The following is an 18,626-nucleotide window of genomic DNA, read 5'->3' as shown; positions in this document are numbered from 1 at the left end:
TCCGCGCCGACGACGACGCCGAGCAGCGGTCAGTCCGCCAGCGGGCGGAACCGGCGCAGCCGCAGGCTGTTGAGCACCACGCACACCGAGCTGAACGCCATCGCCGCTCCCGCGATCATCGGGTTGAGCAGTCCGAACGCGGCCAGCGGGATCGCGGCCGTGTTGTAGGCGAACGCCCAGAACAGGTTGCCCCGGATCGTGCCCAGGGTGCGCCGGGAGAGCCGGACGGCGTCGGCCGCGGCCCGCAGGTCACCCCGGACCAGGGTGATGTCCGACGCCTCGATCGCCACGTCGGTGCCGGTGCCCATGGCCAGGCCCAGGTCGGCCCGGGCGAGCGCGGCCGCGTCGTTCACCCCGTCGCCGACCATCGCGACGACCCGGCCCTGCTCCTGGAGCCGCTCCACCACGGCGAGCTTGTCCGCGGGCAGCACGTCGGCGATGACGGTGTCCGGGCCGGGCTCGATGCCGACCTCACGGGCCACGGTCTCGGCGACGGCCCGGTTGTCCCCGGTGAGCAGCACCGGGCGCAGCCCGAGCCTGCGGAACTCCGCGATCGCCTCGGCCGACGTCGGCTTCACGGTGTCGGCGACGACGAACACGGCACGGGCGGCCCCGTCCCACGCGACGGCGACCGTCGTACGGCCCCGCGCGGCCTCGTCCGCGGCGACCGCGGCGAGGTCGTCGGGCAGCGGGACCGACCACTGCTCCAGCAGCCGCGGACGGCCGACGAGCACGGCGTGGCCGTCGACGACGCCCTGCACACCGAGGCCCTCGTGGTTGGTGAAGTCCGTGACGGCGGGCAGGTCACCGACCCGCTCGGTCGCCGCACCGGCGATCGCGGCGGCCACCGGGTGCTCCGAGGCGCTCTCGAGGGCCCCGGCGAGGCGCAGCACGGTCGCCTCGTCGGTGCCGTCGGCGGTGTGCACGCCGGTCAGTGCCATGGTCCCGGTGGTGACGGTGCCGGTCTTGTCGAGCACGACGGTGTCGACCCGCCGGGTGGACTCCAGGATCTCCGGGCCCTTGATCAGGATGCCGGTCTGGGCGCCGCGCCCGGTGCCGACCAGCAGCGCGGTCGGCGTGGCCAGCCCGAGCGCGCAGGGGCAGGCGATGATCAGTACGGCGACGGCGGCGGTGAACGCCGTCGAGGCGAGGGCGCCGGTGAGGATCCAGACCAGCAGTGTCGCGGCGGCGATCACGGCGACGACGGGCACGAACACCGCGGAGATCCGGTCGGCCAGGCGCTGCACCTCGGCCTTGCCGTTCTGCGCCTCCTCGACCAGTCGCGCCATCTGCGCGAGCGCGGTGTCCGAGCCGACCCGGGTGGCCCGCACGACGAGCCGCCCGCCGGAGTTCACACACCCGCCGACGACGGCGTCGCCCGCCCGGACCTCGACCGGCACCGACTCACCGGTCAGCATCGAGACGTCGACCGCCGAGCGGCCGTCGACGACCTCGCCGTCGGTGGCGACCTTCTCCCCGGGACGCACGACGAACTCCTCGCCCACGGCGAGCTCGTCGACGGCGACGCGCACCTCGGCGCCGTCGCGGAGCACCGTCACGTCCTTCGCGCCCATCTGCAGCAGCGCGCGCAGCGCGGCACCGGCCCGGCGCCGGGAGCGGAGCTCGACGTAGCGCCCGGCCAGCACGAACGTGACGACCGCGGCGACGACCTCCAGGTAGATGTTCCCGCTGCCGTCGGTGCGCGAGATCGTCAGCTCGAACGGGTGCACCATGCCGGGCATCCCGGCGGTGCCGAGGAACAACGCGTAGAGCGACCAGGCCAGGGCCGCCGTCGTCCCCATCGAGACGAGGGTGTCCATCGTGGCGGCGCCGTGGCGCAGGTTCGTCCAGGCGGCGCGGTGGAACGGCGCGCCCGCCCAGCCCCAGACCGGCAGCGTCAGCAGCAGCGACACCCACTGCCAGCCGACGAACTGCCATGCGGGCGTCATCGCGAGGACGACGACCGGCACCGACAGCACGGCGGCGCCGATGAGCCGGTTCCGCAGGTCGCGCAGGTCGCGCTCGGGGTCCTCGTCGGTTCCGGCGCTCGGCGGGGTGGCGGTGTAGCCGGCGGCCTCGACGGTCCCGAGCAGGGTCTCGAGCCCGACGCCGCCCGGGGCGCTGATCCGCGCCTTCTCGGTGGCGTAGTTGACGGTCGCGCTGACGCCGTCGAGCTTGTTGAGCTTGCGCTCGATCCGGTTGGCGCAGGACGCGCAGGTCATGCCGCCGACGGCGAGCTCGATCTCGGTGACGGTGCTGTCGGCATCGCTCTCGGCGACGGTCCCGGTCGCGGCTGCGCGGGGCAGCGCGGTGACGGGTCCGTGGGCCGGGGACGTGTCGCTCATGGTCGGTCCTCCGGGGGTGACCCGGCGCGGGTGGCGGTGGCGACCCGCGCCGGGTGGGCGGTCAGGGGGGTGCTCAGGCGAGCTGGTAGCCCGCCTCGTGCACGGCGTCACGGACGGCGTCGGGGGAGACCTCGCCGTCGCTGGTGACGGTGACGGCGCCGGCCGGCAGGTCGACGGCCACGTCCGTGACGCCGGAGATCTCGCCGATCTCCTCGGTGACCGAGGCGACGCAGTGCTGGCAGGTCATGCCGGTGACGGTGTAGCTGGCGGTGCTCATCGTGCTCTCTCCTGGGTGCGGGGTTTCAAGAACGTCGGGTGTCAGGAACGGACCAGCCGGGCGATCGCCGCGCTGGCCTCCCGGATCTTCTCCTCGGCGACGGGGCCACCCTCGGTGGCGGCGTCGGCGACGCAGTGCTTCAGGTGTTCGTCGAGCAGGCCCAGCGCGACGGCCTCGAGGGCCTTGTTGACCGCGGCGACCTGGGTCAGCACGTCGATGCAGTACTTGTCGGACTCGATCATCTTCGTGATGCCGCGGACCTGGCCCTCGATCCGGCGCATCCGCTTGACGTGCGCGTCCTTGGTGTCGGCGTAGCCGGGCATCGCGTCCTCCTCGGGGTCCACCGTCACCATACCCCTAGGGGGTAATGGTATCTACCGTGCCTGTAGCGTGCGGGGTGTGACGGACCGGACCCGGCTGCTCGTGCTCGTGCTGCCGGTGCTGCTCGGGCTGCTGGGGATGCACGCGCTCGCGGCGCCGCCCGTGTCCTCCGGTGTACACCACGCTCCCGCCGCCGCACCCGTCGTCACGCACGGGGGCACGCTCCACGCCGCCCCGGGGCCGGCGCATCCCGGCCCGCACGGGGTCGCGCCCGCCGGGGCTCAGGGGGCCGCGCATCCCGACCCGCGCGGCGTGCCCCACGACGGGGCGTCGCACCTGCTGCACCTGTGCCTGGCCGTGCTCGCGGCCGGGGCCGCTCTGGCTGCGGCGGTGCTGCTGGCCGGGTTCGCGCCGCTGCCGTCGTCGCGGGGGCCGGCCGGCCCGGGGAGTCCGCGGACCGCACCGGTGGCCCGTCCGCCCCCGGTCCCGCGACGGCTCGCGCTGCTCTGCGTGTCGCGGACGTGACCGGCCTCCGGCGCGGGAGAGCGCCGGAGCCGCCGAGCACCCACGACACGGGAGTACCGACACATGACACGCACGAACGTGGCGCTCGCCGCCACGGCACTGGCCGCTGCCCTCGTCCTGACCGGCTGTGCCGGCGGGGGAGCGTCCGCCCCGCCCGCGGCCTCGTCGAGCAGCGCCGACGTCGCCTTCGCCCAGGGCATGATCCCGCACCACGAGCAGGCGGTCGCGATGGCGCGGCTCGCCGACGACCGCGCCGGAGCCCGGGTGCGCGACCTCGCCGCCCGGATCGAGGCGGCCCAGGGCCCGGAGATCGGCCGGCTCCGGGGGTTCCTGGCCGACTGGGGCGCCGCACCCGCCGCGGACCACCACGGCGGTCACGGCGACATGGCCGGGATGGCCGGGATGATGTCCGACGAGCAGATGGCCGCTCTGGGGCGCGCGTCCGGCGCCGCGTTCGACCGGTCGTTCCTCCAGATGATGATCGCCCACCACGAGGGGGCGGTGACCATGGCCCGCGCCGAGCTCGACGCCGGGGTGGACCCGCGGGCGCGGGAGCTGGCGCAGCGGATCGTCGACGCCCAGCAGGCGGAGATCGCGGAGATGCGGACGCTGCTGGGCTGAGCGGAGATCGTCACGGCTGAGGGGTCCGGCGCCGGGAACGGCACCGGACCCCTCGGACGCGGCGATCGTCGTCGAGACGTCAGGTGAACGAGATGTGCACGTGGTCCATGTGGTTCGCCGTCGCCCCGCCCCGGTCCTCCTGGGCCTTCCAGCCGCTGCCGGTGTCGATGCGCTGCTGCCAGATGATGTAGGAGATCCCGAGCTCGTCCCGGTTCTGCCGGGCGTAGGCGGCGAGCCGGTCGCCCGTCGCCTTGTCGACCATGAAGTCCAGAGCCTTGCCGCTGGGGTGGTCGGAGGCGTTGCCGCGGCTGCCGATGCCCAGCACGGAGTCGACGCCGAACAGGCAGCGCAGCTTCTCCCCGGCCGTCGCCACGTTCGCGGCGACGCCCTCCATGCCCGCGGTGCCCAGGGCACACGTGGTGGACCCGGTCGGGCCGTCATCCGAGGGGGCGCCGGAGGCCCCGGCCGAGGACCGCGCGGAGTCGGCGGCGCGGGCGGCCGCATCCCGTGCCTCGCGCGCGGCGGCACGGGCGCGCTCGCGCGCCTCGTCGCGGGCCTTCACCGCGGAGCCGACCGCACCGTCCGCGGCGCCGACGATCGCGTCGACGTCGACCGGGGGCGGCGGCTCGGCCAGCGACCGGGCCGCGCCGGCGTGCGCCGTCGGTGTGGCCGGGACCGCGTCGGCGAGCGAGGCGTCCGCGGCCGGGGCGCTGAACGCCTGCAACGCGAGGTCGTCGACCCGGGGGAGCCCACCGCCCGTCGCGGCGTGCGCGGCGACGAGGCCGCCACCGGCGAGCGCGGAGGTGAGTGCCTGCAGGGTGCGGGCCCGCCCCGCGCGGCGGTGCCTCCCGCCCCGCTCCGGGCCGACGTCACGGGTGACGACGGTCGTCGACGGCAGGGGTCGGCTCGGGTCGGTCCGGCTCGGGGAGCGCCGGGCCGCCACGGAGCCGGGGATGTTCCTCGGCACGCAGGGCGTCCTTCCTCGTCGGAGTCGGCTGCGCCCGGGTGCCTGGGGAGCGGGGCGCGCGGGTCCTGCTGGGGATCAGGACCGTGACCGTTCCGTGATCGACCGTACGGATCGGGTTGTCCGCGTGGGGCCGGTCCGCGACCACCGGCCGTCGCGGTGCTGCGAGTGGCGGGCCGCTCGGCCGGAAGGATCAACCGTGATCCACCTGTTGCCGAGGTCGGGTCAGACGTCCTGGACGTCCCAGGTGCCCGCGGCGTAGTCGAGGGTGACCCGCAGCGCGCCGCCGTCGCCGTGGCTGACGTAGACGAGCCGGTCGTCGGTGGCCTCGGCCACCTCGGTCCGCGCGTCGTACAGCCAGGGGTGGCGCCTGCGCAGGCCGATCAGCTCCTGGTGCACGGCCAGGACGTGCGGGTCGGCGCCGGAGGGGAGGGACCCGTCGGCGGGGAACTCGGGGCGTACCGCGTCGTCGCCGCCGGCCCGCTCCTCCTTGACCCCGGTCAGGCCGAGCTCGTCGCCGGCGTAGACCGAGGGGGTGCCGCCGACGGTGCACAACACGGCGACGGCCAGCTCGATGTGGCGGCGGTCGTGCAGCTGCGACGCGAGCCGGGTGACGTCGTGGTTGCCGACGAAGGTGTTCGGCACCGCGGCGGCGACGAACCGGTCGTGGCGCTGCAGCGCCCACGCCAGCTCGTGCGGGTTGCCGTCGTCGAGGCTCGACCAGATCGCCTTCCACAGCTCGTACTGGGTGAGCGCGTCGATCGTGGTGGCGGCGGTGACCGCGTCGTGCTCGCCGTGGATGACCTCGCCGAGGAACCAGGCATCCGGGTGGCGCTCGCGGACGCGGGGGAGCACGTCGGCCCAGAAGTCGTCGGGGACGGTGTATGCGGCGTCGAGCCGCCACCCGTCGGCGCCGCGGTCGAGCCAGTGGCAGAGCACGTCGGCGACGTGGTCGCGGACGGCGGGGTTGTCGTGGTCGAGGGTGTGCAGGCCGGGGTGGCCCTCGAAGACGGCGATCTCCCCGTCGTCGGTGTGCCGGAACCAGGCGTCGTCCGGCCCGCCGGGGTCGGCGCGGGCGGCGAGCAGCCGCGGGTGCTCGGGGCCGACGTGGTTGAACACGCCGTCGAGGAGGATCCGCAGCCCGCGTCCCTTCGCCTCGGCGACGAGCGCGTCGAAGTCGGCGTCCGAGCCCAGGCGCGGATCGATCCGCAGGTGGTCGGTGGTGTCGTAGCCGTGGGTGGCCGAGGCGAACACCGGGCCGAGCAGCAGCCCGTTCGCCCCCAGCGCGACGGCGTGGTCGAGCCAGCCGACGATCCGTCGCAGCGAGTGGTCCGCGCCGTCGCCGCGGTCGGGGTGGGCCCCGGTGAACCCCAGCGGGTACACGTGCCACCAGATCGCGTGCCGTACCCAGTCCATCCGCGCGACCCTAGTCGTCGAACGGGTCCCCGGCGCGCGCCCCGCCGAGCGCCCGGAGCAGCGAGGCGAACCCGCCCGCCACGTGCGCCTCGGTCGCGGCGGCGGCCCGGTCGGCGTCGCCGTCGGTCACCGCGTCGAGGATCGCCCGGTGCTCGGCGGCCGAGGCGGCGGCGCGGTCGTCGTCGTGCAGGGTCAGGTCCCACGGGAACGCCTGCCACAGCGCGGCGATCCGTTCCGGCAGTGCGGGCACGCCGCACCGGTCGTAGAGCAGGAAGTGGAACTCGCGGTTCCGCTCGCGGGCGGCGGCCGGGTCGTCGGCGGGGCGGTCGAGGACGGCGCGGGCCCGGGCGAGGTCGTGCCGCGAGACCCGCGGCGTCGCGCGGCGGACCGCGTGGGCCTCGGTGAGCCGGCGCACCACGTAGGTCGCGGTCACCCGGTCCACATCGACGCCGGCGACCCGCACCCCGCGGTGGTGCTCGGCGACGACCAGCCCCTCCGCGGACAGCAGGCTCAGCGCCTCGCGGACCGGGGTGATGGACGCGCCGAACCGGCGGGCCAGCTCGTCCTGGCGCAGCGGCGTCCCGCGGGCGAGGCCGCCGCCGAGGATGTCGCGGCGCAGCTCGTCGACGATCCGGTCGCGTTTCGTGCTCACCGCTCGTCGAGCCAGGCGAGGACGGCGTCGGTGTGCTCGCCGACGGCCGGAACCGGGTCCATCCGCGCGGTCCGTCCGGCGACGGTGATCGGCGGCCGCAGCGCGCGCAGCGGCCCGACCGGGCTGCCGACCTCGGTCCACCGGTCGCGCGCGGCGAGCTGCGGGTGCTCCAGCACCTCACCGACCTCGCGCTGCCGGGCGTGCGCGATCCGCGCCTCCACCAGCCGCGCGACGAGCTCGTCGCCGGTCAGGCCCGTGAACACGGTGTCGATCTCGGCGTGCAGGTCGGGTCGGTTCTCCACCCGGGCCCGGCCGCTCGCGAACCGCGGGTCGGTCGCGACCTCCGGGCGTCCCAGCACGACCTGGCAGAACGTCGCCCACTCCCGTTCGTTCTGGATCGACAGGACGACGTCGGTGCCGTCCCCGGCGGAGAAGGTGCCGTACGGGGCGATCGCGGCGTGGCTGGTGCCGGTCCGCTTCGGGGCGGTGCCGCCGTAGCCGGCGTAGTAGAGCGGGTAGCCCATCCACTCCACCAGCGAGTCGAACAGGCTGACCTCCAGGTCGGTGCCCTGCCCGGTGCGTTCCCGCTCGTAGAGCGCGGCCAGGATGCCGGAGAAGGCGTACATGCCGGCGCCGATGTCGGCGGCCGGGATGCCGCTCTTCGCGGGCGCGTCCTCGGTGCCGGTGATCGAGACCAGCCCGGCCTCGGACTGGATGAGCAGGTCGTAGGCCTTGGCGTCGCGGTACGGGCCGGACGAGCCGTAGCCGGAGATCGAGCAGGTCACCAGCCGCGGGTACCGCTCGCGCAGCGCCGCGGCACCGAGCCCGAGCCGCTCGGCGGCGCCCGGGGCGAAGTTCTGCACGAACACGTCGGCCCGGTCCAGCAGCCGCAGCATCGTGGCGCGGCCGTCGTCGGACTTGAGGTCGAGGGTGACCGACTCCTTGGACCGGTTCAGCCACACGAAGTGGCTGGACATGCCGTGGACGGTCTCGTCGTAGTCGCGGGCGAAGTCGCCCGAGCCCTCGCGTTCGATCTTGATGACGCGGGCGCCGAGGTCGGCGAGGTGCCGGGTCGCCAGCGGTGCGGCGACGGCCTGCTCGCAGGACACGACGAGCAGCCCGTCCAGGGGGAGCGCCATCAGATGCTCCGCCTGTCGTCCCGGCCGATGCCGGACGCACCCCCGGTGACGATCGCGACCTTGCCCTGCAGTGCGCCCGCGGCCATGACGGCTCCTCGACGTCGAGACGGTGCCTGATCGCCGGAATAATGCATGATCCAGCGAGATCATGCATCCCCGAGGTCGAGCCACGTCGATCAGCACGTTGCGGCCCCCGGTGGGGCGGAGACGTGCTGCTCGGATCGGCCGCGCGGTCCTCAGCCCACGGCGCGGGCGGCGGCGACGAAGTCGCGGATGCGGGCGTGGTCCTTCACACCGCGGGACGACTCGACGCCGCTGGAGACGTCGACGCCCCAGGGACGGACGCGGCGCACCGCGGTGGCGACGGTGTCCGGGTCCAGCCCGCCCGCGAGCAGCCACCTCCCGGCCGGTCGCGGGTCGAGCGCCTCGGCGTCCCAGCGCTCGCCGGACCCGGCGACGGGGGAGTCGAGCAGCAGCAGGTCCTCGCCGTACAGGCCCACGGTGAGGTCGGGGTCGTGGGCCAGCGAGGTCGCCCGCCACAGGGTGATCGGCGCGCGGGCGGCCGCGGTGAAGTCGTCGCGGGTGTAGCGGCCGTGCAGCTGCAGCACGTCGGCGCCGGCGTCGGTGGTCACCGCCGCGGCCCGGTCGGCGGGCAGGTCGGCGACGACGACGACCGACCGCACGCCGTCCGGCACCCGGGCGACGAGCGCACCGAGGTCGGCCGGGTCGACGTGGCGGGGGCTCGGCGGATACACGACGAACCCGACCGCGTCGGCGCCGGCGGCCACGGCCGCGTCGACGTCACCGGGGGTCCGCAGCCCGCACACCTTGACGAACACGCGCCCGACCCTACGGGGCGCCCGGCCTCAGAGCTCGAGCACCAGCCGCGGCGACCGGGAGCGCGACACGCACAGCATCATCACCTCGTTCGACGCCTGCTCCTCCTCGGTGAGCAGCGAGTCCCGGTGGTCCGGCTCGCCGGCGAGGACCCCGGTCTCGCAGGTCCCGCAGGTCCCCTCCCGGCACGAGGACAGCGTCGCGATCCCCGCGCCCTCCAGGGCGTCGAGGATCGAGCAGCCCGCCGGGACGGCGACGACCGTCCCCGACCCCGACAGTTCCACCTCGAACGCCTCGTCCGGGCCGTCGAGCGCGCCGGGCCGGGCGGAGAACCGCTCGACGTGCACCGGCACGCCGAGACGCTCCCCCTCGGCCTCGACGGCGGCGAGCAGCCCCTCCGGCCCGCAGCAGTACACGGGCCGCCCGGCGGCCGCGGCCAGGATCCCGGCGACGTCGAGCAGCCCCGCCTCGTCCTGCGGCACCAGGGCCACCCGGTCGGGGTGACGCCCGGCGAGCTCGGTGAACGCCATCGACGCCCGGCTGCGCCCGCCGTGGACGAGCTGCCAGTCCGCGCCCGCGGCGTGCGCCGCCGCGATCATCGGGACCAGCGGGGTGATGCCGATCCCGCCGGCGACGAACACATAGCCCGGGGCGTCGACGAGTGCGAACCGGTTGCGCGGCCCGCGGACGAGCACCGTGTCGCCCTCGGCGACGACGTCGTGCACGTGCGCCGAGCCGCCCCGCCCGGCAGGCTCGCGCAGCACCGCGACCCGGTAGACCGAGCGCTCGCCGGGGTCCCCGCACAGCGAGTACTGCCGGACGAGGTCCGCGGTCAGGACGAGGTCGAGGTGCGCACCGGGCGTCCACTCCGGGAGCTCGGCACCGGACGGGTCGCGCAGGGTCAGCAGCACGACGTCGTCGGCGAGGAGCTCCTTCTTCTCCACCTCGAGGCGCAGCTCGGGTTCGGTCACGACGTACTCCAGGTCTCGTGGTCCACGGGGCAGCCCAGCAGCCAGTCCCACAGCGGCACCGGGTCGTCGAAGACGCGTTCGGCGCCGCAGTGGCATACCGCGCGCAGCAGGTCGGTGCCCAGCACCCAGTGGATGCGCTGGACACGGTGCCCGTGCAGGACGGGCGGGGCCTCGGGGATCGCGCTCACCGGGCGGGCGTCGGGGACGGGACCGCCGGTGCCGCGCCGGCCATCCGGGCGAGCATCCGGCGCGCGGCGAGCCCGCCGGTGTCGATGTTGACCGACAGCTCCTGGTAGCCCGCCGGCTCGGTGGCGATCACCTTCTCCAGCACGTCGAGCGCCTCGACGTCCTGGAGCACGACGGTGCGGTTCTGCTCGGCGAGGAACGCCGAGACCTCGACGTCGGCGAGGGCGAAGTCGCGCGCGACCATCCAGAAGTCGTGTGTGGAGTGCTCGGTCTCCGGGGTGATCGCGTACACGACCTCCACGTGGAAGGCGTCCGGGTCGGAGCCGTCGGCGCGCGGGACCGAGCCGACCGGCGCGATCCGGGAGTGCAGCTTGTACAGGCACGGCGGGGTGTACTCGATGTCCTGCCAGCGCGAGATCCGCCCGGACAGGCCGGTGGAGCGTTCGTAGAACGGCGGGCACTCGGCGTCGGCCATGTGCCGCGAGACGTAGACGACGCCGGCGTCCTCGTCGACCTCGGTGGAGATCGGGGTGGCGGCGACCTCGGGGGTGCCGATGTAGCCGCCGTGCAGGTAGGTCTCGTGCGACAGGTCGAGCAGGTTGTCCACCAGCAGCGAGAACCGGGCGGCCAGCGGTTCCATCCCGCGCACCGTGGTCCACGCGGCGTCGTCGAGGTAGGTCGCGCGGGGGATGCGCAGCGGGTCGGCGCGCTCCGGGTCCCCGATCCAGACCCAGATCAGCGAGTCCTGCTCGACGACGGGGTAGGCCGCCAGCCGGGCCGTGCGCGGCACCCGGTTCTGCCCCGGCACCGCCACGCACTTCCCGTCGGCGCCGTAGGTGAATCCGTGGTAGCCGCAGACGACGGTGTCGCCGACCAGCCGGCTCGGGGCCTGGGACAGCGGGAACCGGCGGTGCACGCAGCGGTCGGCGTGCGCGGTGACCTGGCCGGCCTCGGTGCGCCAGAACAGGATCGGCTCGTCGCAGATCGTGCGGCCGAACAGCTCGCGGCCGATCTCGGCGGAGTAGGCGGCGACGTACCACTGGTCGCGGGGGATCGAGCTCATGCGGAGACTCCCTGGGTGGTGGGGGTGTCGGATCGGCGGAGCAGCAGGACGAGGGCGGCCGCGCCGACGAACACGGCCGCGAAGAGCAGGTAGAGCGACTGCGGGGTCGCGCCACCGTCGAGCAGCGCCCCGGCCAGGGTCGGCGCGAGGATCGCTCCGGACCGGCCGACCGCGAGCGCGGTGCCGACGCCGGTGGTGCGCACGTCGGCGCCGTAGGAGGTCGGTGCCATCGCGTACAGCCCGGCGACGCAGCCGTTGACGAACAGCCCGACCAGCGCGGCGACGACGAACGCCACCGCGAGCGAGGAGGTGCTGGCGATGAACACGGCCAGCAGCACCGCGGTGGCCAGCAGGTACCCGGCGAGCACGTGCCGCAGCGCGAACCGGGCGGCGAGCAGGCCGAGCCCGGCGGCACCGAAGATGCCGCCGACGTTGAGCAGCGTGCCGCCGGCGATGCCCGCGTCCGGGGAGAGCCCGGCCTCGACGAGCAGGGTCGGGGTCCAGCTGGTGACGAAGTAGAACCCGGCCATCACGCAGAAGAAGCTGATCCAGAGCAGCACCGTGGTGCGGCGCAGCGCCGGGCGCAGCAGCGCCCCGTACCCCGCGGCGACGCCGGTCCGCACCGGAGCGCCGTCGGGGAGGGCGGGCAGCGCGGCGTGCCCCATCCGCGCCAGCAGCGCGTTGACCCGCTCCAGCGCGCCGGCCGGGCGGCGCACGAGCAGGAAGTCCAGGGACTCCGGCAGCCGCCACCAGACCAGCGGGACCGCGGCCAGGGTCGCCAGGCCCCCGGCGAGGAACACCGACCGCCAGCCGAACTGCCCGATCAGCGTGGCCGCGAGCACGCCGCCGAGGACGGCCCCGATCGCGTAGCCGGTGGAGTTCAGGCTGACCGCGAGCCCCCGCCAGCGGGCCGAGGCGTACTCCGCGGCGACGACGTTGCTGGTGGCGAGGATGCCGCCGACGCCGAGCCCGGTGATCAGCCGCAGCGCGCCGAGCTGGCCGGGGGACTGCGCCGCGGCCGAGCCCAGCATGGCGAGGCCCGCCACGACCAGGCAGCCCAGCACGATCGGCCGCCGCCCGACGCGGTCGGCCCACGGTCCGATGAGGACCGAACCGGCGGCCATGCCGACCAGGCCCGCGGACAGGAGCAGCCCGAGCTGGCTGGCGGACAGGTCCCACTCGGTGGCGACCGAGCGGCCCGTGAAGGCCATGACCAGCACGTCGAAGCCGTCGAGGACGTTGAGCAGGACGCACGCCGCGACCGCGCCCCACTGGTACCGGGACATCGGTGCGTCGTCGAGCAGGCGGCGGACGGTGTCCGCCGCGGGGGATGGGCGCATGGTGGGACTCCGTCGTCTCCGCGCGGTCGTGGTGGTGCAGCGAGAATGCGGGGCGACGGGGCCGCGCCGTACGTTCCTTCCGGATAATGGAAGGGTTTCAGCACGTGGAGGTGCTGAGCGCGCGGCTGATCCCGGCGGCGGTGGTGCGCACCAGCGGGGCGAGCGCGCGGGCGGACACGCTGCCGTGCCGCACGACGAGTGAGGCGGCCGCGACGACCTGACCACGGGCGTCGGAGACGGGGGCGCCGACCGACAGCGCGTCGTCGGTGACCTGCCGGTCGCTGACCGAGTGGCCGTCGCGGCGGACGTCGGCGAGCATGCGGCGCATCCGCTGCGGGTCGGTCACCGTGAACGGGGTGTAGCGCTCGATCCGCGCGCCCAGTACCTCGTCCTGCAGCTCCGGCGGCGAGTGCGCGAGCAGTACCAGCCCGACCCCGGTCGCGGTGAGCGCGAAACGCCCCCCGACCCGGGTCTGCACCGGGACCGCGCCGGAGCCGGCGAGCCGCTCGACGAACACCACCTCGGCGCCCTCGCGCACCGCGAGCTGCACGTTCTCCCGGGTGACTCGGGACAGGTCCTCCAGGAACGGCAGCGCCGTCTCGCGCAGCGCCTGCCCGCGCGGGGCGAGCGCGCCGAGCTCCCAGACGCGCAGCCCGATCCGGTAGCGGCCCTCGTCGTCACGTTCCAGCGCGCCCCACGCCGCCAGGTCGGCGACGAGCCGGTGCGCGGTCGACAACGGGACGCCGGCGTGCCGGGCGAGGTCGCTGAGCGACAGCGCGGGCCGGTCGGGCCCGAACGCGTCGAGCAGACCGAGCGCGCGCACCACGACCGATCCGGTCGGTCCCACCGGGTGGCCGCGACGCGACGTGGTCATGCCCGCCAGTATCAGGCGTCGTAGTCGACCGTGGCGGTGTCGGTCACCGGGCGGGACTGGCAGGTGAGGACGAACCCGGCGGCGACCTCGTCGTCCTCCAGCGCGTAGTTGCGCCGCATGGTCACCTCGCCGCCGGTCACCTTCGCCCGGCACGTCCCGCACACCCCGCCCTTGCAGGCGAACGGGAGGTCGCCGCGGACCTTCTGGGCGGCGTCGAGGACGTACTCGCCCGCCGGGACGGCCAGCGTCGTCGACCGTCCGTCGAGGACGACCGTGACCTGCGCGCCGTCGCCGTCCGGCTCGGGCTCGTGGCGGTCGACCTCCGGCGGCGGCTCGTCGACGTAGAACAGCTCGCGGTGCACCCGGCGCCGCTCGACGCCCCGCTCACCGAGCACCGCGACCGCGGCCTCGGTCATGCCGAGCGGGCCGCACAGCCACCAGTCGTCGACGTCGCCGGTGTCGACCAGCGCGGTGAACAGCAGCCGCAGCCGGTCGGCGTCCAGCCTGCCGTTGACGATCTCGGCCTCGGTGGGCTCGCGCGAGAGCACGTGGAGCAGGTGCAGCCGCGGGCCGTAGCGGTTCTTCAGGTCGGCGATCTCCTCGGTGAACATCACCGTGTCGGTCCGCCGGTTGCCGTAGACGAGGGTGACGCGGGTGTCGTCGTGCGCGGCCAGCAGCGACGCCGCGATCGACAGCACCGGGGTGATCCCGGACCCGGCGGCGACGAGTCCGTGGTGCGTGCCCGCGGTCAGCTCCGGGGTGAACGACCCGGCCGGCGGGCCGACCTCGACGACGTCGCCCGGGCTCACCTCGTCGACCAGCCAGGCGGAGAACAGGCCGCCGTCGACCCGGCGCACCCCCACCCGCGGTGCGGTCCCGGCGGCGGAGCAGATCGAGTACGACCGGCGCTCCTCGCCGTCGGCGGTGACCTTCCGGAGGGTCAGATACTGGCCGGGCCGGAAGTCGTAGTGCCCGCGCAGATCCTCGGGGACGTCGAAGGTGACGGCCACGGCGTCGTCGCACAGCCGGTCGACCTCGGTCACCACGAGCCGGTGGAAGCCGGCGGGCAGCGCGTCGTCCTCGGCCAGCAGGGCCTCGATCTCGTCGTCCAGGGCGAGCGTCGTCCGGCCGTACGCCTGGTTGGCCCGGGCCTGCCACGCCGCCGCGCGCCGCTCGCTCATCGGATCTCCTCGCCGGTCCGGTCGATCACCGGGCACGCTCCGCTCCTCGCTCGCCAGGGCTCGCTGCGATGCTCACGCACCCTCAGATCTCCTTCATGTGCTCGAACGGCTCACGGCAGGTGGTGCACCGCCGCAGCGCGGTGCACGCGGTCGGGCCGAAGCGCGACAGCTCCTCGGTCGCCCGGGACCCGCACTGCGGGCAGGGCACGACCGTCGACGGCGCGTCCAGCGTCAGCGGGATCGGTCCGCCCGTCCGCGGGGCGCTCCCGGGCGGCGCGACGCCGGCCTCGGCGAGCTTGCGCCGCCCGGCCTCGCTGATCCAGTCCGTGCTCCAGGCGGGGGAGAAGACCGTCCGCACCTCGACGCGCGCGTACCCGGCCGCGGTGAGCGCGCCGCGGATGTCCGCGCGCATCTCCTCGATCGCCGGGCAGCCGGAGTACGTCGGGGTGATCGTGACCCTCACCGTGTCGTCCTGTTCGGACACCGAGCGGATCACGCCGAGGTCGTCGAGGGTGAGCATCGGCATCTCGGGGTCGACGACCTGCGCGACGACCGCGCCCGCCCCGGTCACCAGGACGCCCCGGGGTGCCGGCGCGCGAGGCTCTGCAGCACGACGAGCGCGGGCTCCAGCTTCTCGGTGTGCACGCCCTGACGGCCGCCGCGGCCCCCGATCGTGCCGGTCGGCGGCACCTGCGGCACGGTCAGCGTGGCCCGCCCGATCACCTGCGCGAGCACGGCGTCGACCTCCTCGCGGGTGTCCGCCGGGTCGACGGCGACACCGGCGGCGACCAGGCGTCGCTCGGTGTCGGTGGTGCGGAACAGCTCGCCGAGGTGCGGCCACACCCACTCCAGCGCGTCCTGCATGCGCCGGTGCGACTCCGGCGTGCCGTCGCCGAGGCGCAGCGTCCACCGCGCGGCGTGGTCACGGTGGTAGGTGACCTCCTTGACCCCCTTCGCGGCGACGGCGGCGACCACCGGGTCGGCGGAGTCCGTGAGCCGGTGCAGCAGGGCGAGCCGCCAGCTGGAGAACACCAGCAGCCGGGCGATGGCGCGGGCGAAGTCCAGGTCGTCGGACGGCTCGACGAGCCCGACGCAGCGGAACTCCGACACCTCGCGCCAGTAGGCCAGCGCGTCCTCGTCGCGGCCGGTCAGGTGCCCGGCGCGGGACAGCAGCACCCGGGCCTGGCCGAGCAGGTCGAGCGCGGTGTTGGCGAGCGCGACCTCCTCCTCCAGCTCCGGGGCGTTCGAGACCCACTCGGTCAGCCGGTGGGACAGGATCAGCGCGTCGTCGCCGAGCATCAGGCAGTACTCCGCGAGGTCCGCCGGATCGGTGCCCGCGGGAACCGGCGCGACGATGTCCGCCTCGCTGTCCTCGAACCCCGAGCTGAACGCCCAGCGCGGGTCGTCGCCCTCCTCGGTGAGGCCGTCGTAGACGGAGCCGCTCACAGGTGCGGCACCTCCTCCGGGATCGCGTAGAACGTCGGGTGCCGGTAGATCTTGTCCCCGCTCGGGCCGAAGAACGGGTCCTTCTCATCCGGGCTGGACGCGGTGATCGCGTCGGCGCGGACCACCCAGATGCTCACACCCTCGTTGCGGCGGGTGTAGACGTCGCGGGCGTTGTGCAGGGCCATCTCGTCGTCCGCGGCGTGCAGCGACCCGACGTGGACGTGGTTGAGCCCGCGCTTGCCGCGGACGAAGACCTCGTAGAGCGGCCAGGCGCGACGGCTCGGCTTCGCACCCCGCCCGGTCTCGACACCCGTCGTCGGGACGGCGCCGTGGCCGCCCTCGGTGTTCATGCTCGTTCCGCCTGCGCTGCTCCCGGTGCTCGTGTCCTGCTCGCTCATGCCCGTGCCCCCTGCTTCTCCGCGTAGGCCTGCGCCGCCTCGCGCACCCACGCCCCGTTCTCGTGCGCGCGACGCCGGTGGTCCAGTCGCTGCCGGTTCGCCGGCCCCGCCCCGGAGACCACGGCGGTGAACTCCGACCAGTCCGGTTCGCCGAAGTCGTGCGCCTGCCGCTCGTCGTTCCAGCGCAGGTCCGGGTCGGGCAGCGTGACGCCCAGCACCGCCGCCTGCGGGACGGTCATGTCGACGAAGCGCTGGCGCAGCTCGTCGTTGGTGTGGCGCTTGATGCCCCACGCCATCGACTGGTGCGTGTTGGGGGAGTCGCCGTCGGCCGGGCCGAACATCATCAGCGACGGCCACCACCAGCGGTCCACCGACTCCTGCACCATGCGCTTCTGCGCCTCGGCCCCCGCGGTCAGCGCGAGCAGCGACTCGTAGCCCTGACGCTGGTGGAACGACTCCTCCTTGCAGATGCGGATCATCGCCCGGGCGTAGGGCCCGTAGGAGCAGCGGCACAGCGGGACCTGGTTCGCGATCGCCGCGCCGTCGACCAGCCACCCGATGACGCCGATGTCCGCCCAGGACAGCGTCGGGTAGTTGAAGATCGAGCTGTACTTCTGCTTGGAGTCGATCAGCTTCTCGGTGAGCTCCTCGCGGTCGACGCCGAGGGTCTCGGCCGCCGCGTACAGGTACATGCCGTGACCGGCCTCGTCCTGCACCTTCGCCAGCAGGATCGCCCTGCGCCGCAGCGACGGCGCCCGCAGCAGCCAGTTGCCCTCGGGCTGCATCCCGATGATCTCCGAGTGCGCGTGCTGGGCGATCTGGCGGATCAACGTCCTGCGGTAGGCCTCGGGCATCCAGTCCCGCGGCTCGATCCGCTGGTCCGCCGCGATCGTCGCGTCGAACCGCTCCTCCAGCTCCGCCGGGGATGGCGCGGTGCTCGTCACTGGACACCTCCGTACCGAATGTTCGTTCGGCTACGAGTGTGGCGGATGAGCGGGGGATCCCGCAACCCCGGCACCGGGTGTCGCGTTCCGGTGGTCGCGACCACGCGGACGCGACGCTCGGCGATGAGGGGAACCGCTGAGCCGCCGGTGTCGTCCAAGCCGCATGGATCTTTCGCGGCCCTTCTGCGGTGCGACGGCGGTCCGTGCCGGGCTGGTCACCCCGAACCAGCTGCGCGGCCCGCGCTTCCGGCGTCTGGTGCGCGGCGTGCACGTCCGCGCCGAGGTGCCGGTGACCTACCTGTTGCGGTGCGAGGCCGCGGCCCTGGCGGTCGGAGCGCTCGCCGTCACGGGGGCCCCCGTGCCCGGCGGCGGTTCCGTCGCGCTCGCGGGCTGGGCGGCGGCGGAGGTGCACGACGCCCGGTGCGCTCCGAAGGATGTCCCGGTCGAGATCGTGGCGCCGGGTGGCAGCCGGCGGATCCGCGGCGGCGTGCTCGTCCACCGCGGCCTGCTCGCGCCGGACGAGCTGGTGCCGGGGGTACGGATCCCGGTCCCCGGAGGCCGCCGACCGAGGTTCGTACCCGGCCGGACGGTCACCGCCACCACGCCGCTGCGCACCGCCTTCGACCTGGCCCGCCGGGTGCCGCGGGTGGAGGCCGTGATCGCTCTCGACGCCCTGGCCCGGGTCGGTGGCTTCACTCCGACCTCGGTGCTCGACCTCGCCGGGCGGCGTCCGGGCGCGCGCGGGATCCGGCGGCTCCCCGGCCTCGTCGCGCTGTCGGATCCGCTCGCCGGGTCACCGATGGAGACCCGCGTCCGGCTGGCGCTGCACGACGGCGGGCTGCCGCCACCGGTGCTGCAGCACCCCGTCGGCCCCTACCGGATCGACCTCTCCTACCCACACGTACGACTCGGGATCGAGTACGACGGCGAGCACCACCGCGATCCGGCGCAGGCCCGCAAGGACCTGGAGCGTCAGCAGTACCTGTCCCGCGCGGGCTGGACGATCCTGCGCCCCTCCGCCGTCGACGTCCTCCTGTACCCGGAGTCCCTCGCCCTCTCCGTCCGGGCACACCTCGAGCGTCGCGAAGCCGTGGTGCCGGGCACCGGTTCGTCACGCTCGGCGTGA

The 18,626-nt window shown here is 74.7% G+C and carries 21 protein-coding genes; 3 read left to right on the top strand and 18 right to left on the bottom strand.

The window, feature by feature from the left end; translation table 11 throughout:
• Window positions 1-29: 29 nt before the first annotated feature.
• From ATL51_RS09720 to ATL51_RS09710, 3 genes are all read right to left on the bottom strand, one after another.
• A complete protein-coding gene (locus ATL51_RS09720; protein WP_301549241.1) occupies window positions 30-2,222 on the bottom strand; it encodes a heavy metal translocating P-type ATPase in 2,193 nt (730 codons plus the stop codon).
• Window positions 2,223-2,418: 196 nt separating this feature from the next.
• Complete coding sequence (locus tag ATL51_RS09715) at window positions 2,419-2,622, bottom strand: heavy-metal-associated domain-containing protein (protein WP_100878412.1); 204 nt, start codon at window positions 2,620-2,622, stop codon at window positions 2,419-2,421.
• Between the two features lie 41 nt (window positions 2,623-2,663).
• On the bottom strand, window positions 2,664-2,945 hold the full coding sequence (locus tag ATL51_RS09710) for a metal-sensitive transcriptional regulator (RefSeq protein ID WP_073577472.1): 282 nt from the start codon (window positions 2,943-2,945) through the stop codon (window positions 2,664-2,666).
• A 76-nt stretch (window positions 2,946-3,021) separates the two neighbouring features.
• On the opposite strand from ATL51_RS09710, the gene ATL51_RS09705 reads away from it, so the two are divergent.
• Together ATL51_RS09705 and ATL51_RS09700 are read left to right on the top strand one after the other, a co-directional pair.
• Entirely contained in the window at window positions 3,022-3,468 is a 447-nt protein-coding gene (locus tag ATL51_RS09705; protein ID WP_100878411.1) for a hypothetical protein, read from the top strand.
• A gap of 63 nt (window positions 3,469-3,531) precedes the next feature.
• Window positions 3,532-4,089, top strand: a complete 558-nt coding sequence (locus ATL51_RS09700) for a DUF305 domain-containing protein (protein WP_100878410.1) — start codon at window positions 3,532-3,534, stop codon at window positions 4,087-4,089.
• Window positions 4,090-4,168: 79 nt separating this feature from the next.
• Here ATL51_RS09700 and ATL51_RS29360 read toward each other — a convergent pair whose 3' ends face one another.
• The 15 genes from ATL51_RS29360 to paaA form a co-directional block, all read right to left on the bottom strand.
• Window positions 4,169-5,056: a hypothetical protein gene (locus tag ATL51_RS29360; RefSeq protein ID WP_301548970.1), complete on the bottom strand. Its 888-nt coding sequence runs from the start codon at window positions 5,054-5,056 to the stop codon at window positions 4,169-4,171.
• A gap of 222 nt (window positions 5,057-5,278) precedes the next feature.
• Window positions 5,279-6,469, bottom strand: coding sequence for an alpha-amylase family glycosyl hydrolase (locus ATL51_RS09690; RefSeq protein WP_100878409.1), 1,191 nt, complete (start codon window positions 6,467-6,469; stop codon window positions 5,279-5,281).
• 10 nt (window positions 6,470-6,479) lie between these two features.
• Entirely contained in the window at window positions 6,480-7,121 is a 642-nt protein-coding gene (locus ATL51_RS09685; RefSeq protein WP_167409985.1) for a GntR family transcriptional regulator, read from the bottom strand.
• Window positions 7,118-8,260: a CaiB/BaiF CoA transferase family protein gene (locus ATL51_RS09680; RefSeq protein WP_167409984.1), complete on the bottom strand. Its 1,143-nt coding sequence runs from the start codon at window positions 8,258-8,260 to the stop codon at window positions 7,118-7,120. Before ATL51_RS09680 ends, ATL51_RS09685 begins: the two co-directional genes overlap by 4 nt.
• Window positions 8,261-8,496: 236 nt before the next feature.
• On the bottom strand, window positions 8,497-9,099 hold the full coding sequence (locus ATL51_RS09675; RefSeq protein ID WP_100878407.1) for a phosphoribosylanthranilate isomerase: 603 nt from the start codon (window positions 9,097-9,099) through the stop codon (window positions 8,497-8,499).
• A gap of 27 nt (window positions 9,100-9,126) precedes the next feature.
• On the bottom strand, window positions 9,127-10,068 hold the full coding sequence (locus tag ATL51_RS09670; protein WP_167409936.1) for a PDR/VanB family oxidoreductase: 942 nt from the start codon (window positions 10,066-10,068) through the stop codon (window positions 9,127-9,129).
• Window positions 10,065-10,256 carry a hypothetical protein gene (locus tag ATL51_RS09665; protein WP_073577386.1) on the bottom strand — a complete coding sequence of 64 codons (192 nt, stop codon included), beginning with the start codon at window positions 10,254-10,256 and terminating at the stop codon, window positions 10,065-10,067. The genes ATL51_RS09670 and ATL51_RS09665 overlap by 4 nt, the downstream gene beginning before the upstream one ends.
• Window positions 10,253-11,317 (bottom strand): aromatic ring-hydroxylating dioxygenase subunit alpha, encoded by a 1,065-nt coding sequence (locus ATL51_RS09660; RefSeq protein WP_100878405.1) that lies wholly within the window; start codon window positions 11,315-11,317, stop codon window positions 10,253-10,255. Before ATL51_RS09660 ends, ATL51_RS09665 begins: the two co-directional genes overlap by 4 nt.
• Window positions 11,314-12,657 (bottom strand): MFS transporter, encoded by a 1,344-nt coding sequence (locus ATL51_RS09655; RefSeq protein WP_100878404.1) that lies wholly within the window; start codon window positions 12,655-12,657, stop codon window positions 11,314-11,316. Before ATL51_RS09655 ends, ATL51_RS09660 begins: the two co-directional genes overlap by 4 nt.
• 97 nt (window positions 12,658-12,754) lie before the next feature.
• On the bottom strand, window positions 12,755-13,531 hold the full coding sequence (locus ATL51_RS09650; protein ID WP_100878403.1) for an IclR family transcriptional regulator: 777 nt from the start codon (window positions 13,529-13,531) through the stop codon (window positions 12,755-12,757).
• 11 nt (window positions 13,532-13,542) lie between these two features.
• Window positions 13,543-14,712, bottom strand: a complete 1,170-nt coding sequence (gene paaE / locus ATL51_RS09645; protein ID WP_100878402.1) for a 1,2-phenylacetyl-CoA epoxidase subunit PaaE — start codon at window positions 14,710-14,712, stop codon at window positions 13,543-13,545.
• Between the two features lie 82 nt (window positions 14,713-14,794).
• Window positions 14,795-15,283, bottom strand: coding sequence for a 1,2-phenylacetyl-CoA epoxidase subunit PaaD (gene paaD / locus ATL51_RS09640; protein ID WP_392567364.1), 489 nt, complete (start codon window positions 15,281-15,283; stop codon window positions 14,795-14,797).
• Window positions 15,280-16,158 carry a 1,2-phenylacetyl-CoA epoxidase subunit PaaC gene (paaC, locus tag ATL51_RS09635; RefSeq protein WP_100878401.1) on the bottom strand — a complete coding sequence of 293 codons (879 nt, stop codon included), beginning with the start codon at window positions 16,156-16,158 and terminating at the stop codon, window positions 15,280-15,282. The genes paaD and paaC overlap by 4 nt, the downstream gene beginning before the upstream one ends.
• Complete coding sequence (gene paaB, locus ATL51_RS09630; protein ID WP_301548969.1) at window positions 16,155-16,556, bottom strand: 1,2-phenylacetyl-CoA epoxidase subunit PaaB; 402 nt, start codon at window positions 16,554-16,556, stop codon at window positions 16,155-16,157. Before paaB ends, paaC begins: the two co-directional genes overlap by 4 nt.
• Window positions 16,553-17,500, bottom strand: a complete 948-nt coding sequence (gene paaA / locus ATL51_RS09625) for a 1,2-phenylacetyl-CoA epoxidase subunit PaaA (RefSeq protein ID WP_100878399.1) — start codon at window positions 17,498-17,500, stop codon at window positions 16,553-16,555. Before paaA ends, paaB begins: the two co-directional genes overlap by 4 nt.
• 163 nt (window positions 17,501-17,663) lie before the next feature.
• Here paaA and ATL51_RS09620 point away from each other — a divergent pair, with 163 nt between their 5' ends.
• Entirely contained in the window at window positions 17,664-18,626 is a 963-nt protein-coding gene (locus ATL51_RS09620; protein WP_073577393.1) for a DUF559 domain-containing protein, read from the top strand.

This window comes from Pseudonocardia alni (assembly GCF_002813375.1).
In the GTDB taxonomy this organism is placed as follows: Bacteria; Actinomycetota; Actinomycetes; order Mycobacteriales; family Pseudonocardiaceae; genus Pseudonocardia; species Pseudonocardia alni.
This window is presented reverse-complemented; position numbering and strand designations above follow the sequence as displayed.

Excerpts from the sequence above, each read along its gene's own strand:
- ATL51_RS09680 (WP_167409984.1), bottom strand. The coding sequence starts at position 8,260 with ATGGCGCTCCCCCTGGACGGGCTGCTCGTCGTGTCCTGCGAGCAGGCC.
- paaB (WP_301548969.1), bottom strand. The coding sequence starts at position 16,556 with ATGAGCGAGCAGGACACGAGCACCGGGAGCAGCGCAGGCGGAACGAGC.
- ATL51_RS09700 (WP_100878410.1), top strand. The coding sequence starts at position 3,532 with ATGACACGCACGAACGTGGCGCTCGCCGCCACGGCACTGGCCGCTGCC.
- ATL51_RS09660 (WP_100878405.1), bottom strand. The coding sequence starts at position 11,317 with ATGAGCTCGATCCCCCGCGACCAGTGGTACGTCGCCGCCTACTCCGCC.
- ATL51_RS09710 (WP_073577472.1), bottom strand. The coding sequence starts at position 2,945 with ATGCCCGGCTACGCCGACACCAAGGACGCGCACGTCAAGCGGATGCGC.
- ATL51_RS09720 (WP_301549241.1), bottom strand. The coding sequence starts at position 2,222 with ATGACCTGCGCGTCCTGCGCCAACCGGATCGAGCGCAAGCTCAACAAG.
- ATL51_RS09715 (WP_100878412.1), bottom strand. The coding sequence starts at position 2,622 with ATGAGCACCGCCAGCTACACCGTCACCGGCATGACCTGCCAGCACTGC.
- ATL51_RS09650 (WP_100878403.1), bottom strand. The coding sequence starts at position 13,531 with ATGACCACGTCGCGTCGCGGCCACCCGGTGGGACCGACCGGATCGGTC.
- ATL51_RS09620 (WP_073577393.1), top strand. The coding sequence starts at position 17,664 with ATGGATCTTTCGCGGCCCTTCTGCGGTGCGACGGCGGTCCGTGCCGGG.
- ATL51_RS09690 (WP_100878409.1), bottom strand. The coding sequence starts at position 6,469 with ATGGACTGGGTACGGCACGCGATCTGGTGGCACGTGTACCCGCTGGGG.
- paaE (WP_100878402.1), bottom strand. The coding sequence starts at position 14,712 with ATGAGCGAGCGGCGCGCGGCGGCGTGGCAGGCCCGGGCCAACCAGGCG.
- ATL51_RS09655 (WP_100878404.1), bottom strand. The coding sequence starts at position 12,657 with ATGCGCCCATCCCCCGCGGCGGACACCGTCCGCCGCCTGCTCGACGAC.